The 3,916-nt window shown below is 63.6% G+C and carries 4 protein-coding genes; 3 read left to right on the plus strand and 1 reads right to left on the minus strand.

All coding sequences use genetic code 11. From position 1 onward, the window contains the following. The first annotated feature begins 281 nt into the window (after positions 1 to 281). The 3 genes from G4L39_RS15420 (at position 282) to G4L39_RS07985 (ending at position 2,883) form a co-directional block, all read left to right on the plus strand. Positions 282 to 701, plus strand: coding sequence for a type II secretion system protein (locus G4L39_RS15420; protein ID WP_276607559.1), 420 nt, complete (start codon positions 282 to 284; stop codon positions 699 to 701). 681 nt (positions 702 to 1,382) lie between these two features. Beyond that, on the plus strand, positions 1,383 to 1,742 hold the full coding sequence (locus tag G4L39_RS15425) for a competence type IV pilus major pilin ComGC (RefSeq protein ID WP_165107307.1): 360 nt from the start codon (positions 1,383 to 1,385) through the stop codon (positions 1,740 to 1,742). Positions 1,743 to 2,472: 730 nt separating this feature from the next. Then, complete coding sequence (locus tag G4L39_RS07985) at positions 2,473 to 2,883, plus strand: hypothetical protein (RefSeq protein WP_165107308.1); 411 nt, start codon at positions 2,473 to 2,475, stop codon at positions 2,881 to 2,883. Positions 2,884 to 2,923: 40 nt separating this feature from the next. On the opposite strand, the gene G4L39_RS07990 is transcribed toward G4L39_RS07985, so the two are convergent. Continuing rightward, a partial coding sequence (locus G4L39_RS07990; protein WP_240893874.1) for an AIR synthase related protein occupies positions 2,924 to 3,916 on the minus strand: 993 nt, incomplete at its 5' end.

Below are 3,916 nucleotides of genomic sequence, written 5' to 3' on the forward strand. Positions count from 1 at the left end.
GGGTTGGGGGGGTTGGGGTGTCCAGAAACGGGACATGGTTGTCCCGGGCGGGACAGGGTCGGGACAGGCGGATGGGTTCGGGATTGGGGCTGGAAGGCGGGGTGGGGTGGGGAAAACCGGGGTTTTGGGGGTTGGTTGGGTGGGTTTGGCGGGTTGGCATTGGGACTGCTCAAGGGGCAGATGCGGTTGCAGTCGGCAATGAAGCGAACAGAACCGTCCTGATGAGTGGAACCCGCCGGCTGCTCTGTTCGCGCCGCATGGAAGAGAAAGGCAGCACAGCTATGAAACTGAAGAACCATCGTCGGACCGGTGCATTCACACTGGTGGAAATCATGATCGTGGTGGCCATCATTGGCCTCCTGGCCGCCATCGCGATCCCGAACTTTGTCCGGGCTCGGGAGAGCTCCCAGACAAACGCGTGTGTGAACAATCTCCGTCAAATCGACGCGGCAAAGGACCAGTGGGCACTGGAAACTGGTCAGCCTACTGGTGCTGACGCTGATGGGAACAAGGCTGAAATTAATAAATATTTACGCAGGGAGCCTAAGTGCCCTGTTAAAGACGGAAGTTACAAGTATAGAACGATTGGTACAAATGCGGTGTGCGACAACACGGATACGCAAGTTGCTCAGAAACACAACCAAGCCTACTGGCCAAGCACTGGTACTGGCGGTGGTACTGGCGGTGGTACTGGCGGCTGAGTCCCTACCCTGCAGATCTTACACTTGGCGCGAGCGGCCGATGTGCTGGCCGCTCTTTTTGTATTTATGTGGCAGGGCACGAAAAGTGCGCTACAAGTTGTCTTCGGCCTTATGGTTTGTAAGCGACCAAGGGAGACAATCGGGTGTTCCTGGCAAACGTTGCGAGGGTGAGGAAGCCGTGAGGCTAGCTGACGAGGCGTCGCACTTGGTGGCCGGGCCATGGAAGTGCGCGCGGCGCATGGAAGCGTTGCTCAGGGCATCCATCTCCCATAAGCCACTGTCCGACCTGACCGGCAGCTCGAAAGGGAAAGCGAAACCGTCGGCCGCTCCAAGGTATACCAGGGAGCCCCCTTTGGGGCGCCCTGGTCGGCGCTACCGGGGCGTTCATAGTCCTCAGAGGATGCGGTGAAGGCACGCGAGTCATGCTTGGGTTTCGCGCCCTGCAAGCTGCCTCAACGCCGACCCCTCGGGCACCACGCCGACTTGTCATGCGCTGCGTGGAACGTTGTCAGAGTCTCACCCACCCGGAGCTGTATTGGCCTGCGACTTGCTGTCGAAGCGACAGAGGCTGAGAGCTGACGGACCGGTAGGTGTGCCGTACTGATTCATGCTTCATGACCGGGCTGTCCGCCTCAGGCCGACCGTTAGAAGAGGACGAGAACCTCATGAGCGGACTGACCCATGAAAGCGAAACCGAGTCACCCCGCCGGCTTTACGCTGGTGGAGATTATGATCGTGGTGGCCATCTTGGGCCTCCTGATGGCGATCGCGATCCCCAACTTCGCACGGGCGCGAACACAGACTCAGAGGAACATCTGCATTAGTCACCTGCGGGAGATCGACAGCATAAAGCAACTGTGGGCCCTGGACCACAGGAAGACCACATCCGACCCGGCACCGGGACCCGACGACCTCAAACCTTACTTCCGAGGGGAGTTCTGGCCCCAGTGTCCGGCTGGGGGTGAGTATAAGATTAACGGAGTAGGCGTTGCGCCGACATGTAGCCTGGGTCCGAGTCTGGGGCATGTGTTGGAGGATTGACAGGGTGTCCCGGGCCGGGACAGCGGTCGGCCGGGTGCTTGGGGTCTGCCGTCGGTGATGGCCCGGGTCCTTGCGGTCCGGGAATAGTGGGACGGGGTACCGTGCCCGTGCCAGTTTTGCGCCGATTCGCGAGGTTCCCCACTAATTCCGCCAGATGGGGAGGGAGGGCGTCCCCGCGGTCCGGAAGAGTTGGCGGGCACGGAGGACCGTGCCCCTCCCAAAGGGTGGGAAAAAATTTGCGGGCACAGGGGACTGTGCCCCTCCCAGAGGGTGGGGAAAATTGGCGGGCACGGAGGACCGTGCCCCTCCCGGGCTATCGCCGAATCGCAAGGCAATCCACATATTCCGCTAGGCCCGGATTCACGGCGGCCCAGCGGTCTGAAGATTTGCGGGCACGGAGGACCGTGCCCCTCCCAAAGGCTGGGAAAAAATTTGCGGGCACAGAGGACTGTGCACCTTCCAGAGGGTGGCAAGAATTAGCGGGCATAGAGGACTGTGCCCCTCCCAGAGGGTGGGAAAATTGGCGGGCACGGAGGACCGTGCCCCTCCCAGAGGGTGCGTTTTCGCTCTGCAGAGTGGCACAGGCAATCCTGCCTGTGGCACAGGGGATTGTGCCCCTCCCAAAAGGTGGCAAGAATTGCGGGCACAGGGGACTTTGCCCTTCCCGGGTGCGCGGGCGTAGGTGGGGCGGGTTTTGACAAAACGGGTGGGGCGGCCCAAGGGTATCGGTGTGAGCGACCCGTTGTTTCCATCGGGGCCGTGGACAGGGTTTTACAATTACCGGCCGGGCGACCGGCATTGGATGGATCTGGAATTGTCGTTTCGTGAGGGACGGATTGAGGGGGTGGGTGTGGATGACGTGGGGCGGTTTGTGATCCGGGGTCGGTACGATCGGGAGGCGTTGGAGTGCTGGTGGACCAAGACCTACCTGGGCGGGCATGACGTGTTTTATCGGGGGTTCCGGGAGGGTCGAGGGATCTGGGGGACGTGGGAGATCACGGCGCTGGATCACGGCGGATTTCACATTTGGCCGCGGACGGAGGGTGAGACGGAGGCGGCGGTGGAGGCGACCGGGCTGGAGCTGCCGCGGCGCGAGGGGGTGCGGATTTTGCTGCCCGGCGGTGGTGGTGGCGCGGGCTGAGGGTTGCGCGGGCCGGCGGGCGGGTGGATCGGGGCCGGTTTCAGGCGTTCATGGCGCGGGCGAGGCTGTTCCACCACAGGTCGTGGAGTTCCGCCACCGGCCAGTGCCAGGACCGGTCGCCGGCCCGGATGACCAGTTCGGTGCCGCCGACGGTGCCCAGCCGGGTGACGGGCAGGCCGAGGATTTTGGCGCGTTCGGTGATTTTGGGTTCGTCCAGGGGTGCGCAGGTGATGACGACGCGGGACTGGGTTTCGCCGAAGAGCAGAGCGTCGAGGCGTGGGACGAAACCGTTCGGGTCCGGCTGGAGGAGCGGGCCGAGGTCCACGCGGGCGCCGATGAGACGTGGGGTGTGCCGTGCGATTTGTTGGCTGATGCAGCATTCGGCCAGGCAGACGGCCAGGCCGCCTTCGCTGCAGTCGTGGGCGCTTTTGATGCCGCCGGCGCGGATGAGGCCGACGAGGCCGGAGTGGAGTCGGCCGGCGGTTTCGAGGTCGCAACGGGGTGGGCGACCGGTTTTGCGGCCGAGGGTGAGTTGCATGAGGGCGCTGCCGCCGAGGCCCTGGAGGGGGTCTTGAGTGTCCACGGGCAGGCCCAGCAGCAGGATGACGTCGCCGTCGTCTTTGAACCATTGGGTGGTGATGTGGTCGGCTTCTTCGATGAGGCCGACCATGACGACGGTGGGGGTGGGGTCGATGGGGCCGCGTGGGCTCTGGTTGTAGAGGGAGCAATTGCCGCCGGTGACGGGGATTTGGAGGGCGCGACAGGCGTCGGCCATGCCGCGGACGCTTTCGCTCAGCTGCCAGAAGAGGTCGGGTCGGAGTGGGTTGGCGAAGTTGAGGTTGTCGGTGACGCCGATGGGGAGGGCGCCGGTGCAGGCGAGGTTGCGTGCGGCTTCGGCGATGACGGTTTTGCCGCCCTCGTAAGGGTCGAGCAGGACGTAGGCGGCGTTGCCGTCGGCGCTGATGGCGAGGAATTTTTCGGGGACGGGTCGGTCGGGCAGGTGCGGTGGGGCGGGTGGGAGGCAATCGGGTTT

The organism is Limisphaera ngatamarikiensis (assembly GCF_011044775.1).
Classification (GTDB): domain Bacteria; phylum Verrucomicrobiota; class Verrucomicrobiia; order Limisphaerales; family Limisphaeraceae; genus Limisphaera; species Limisphaera ngatamarikiensis.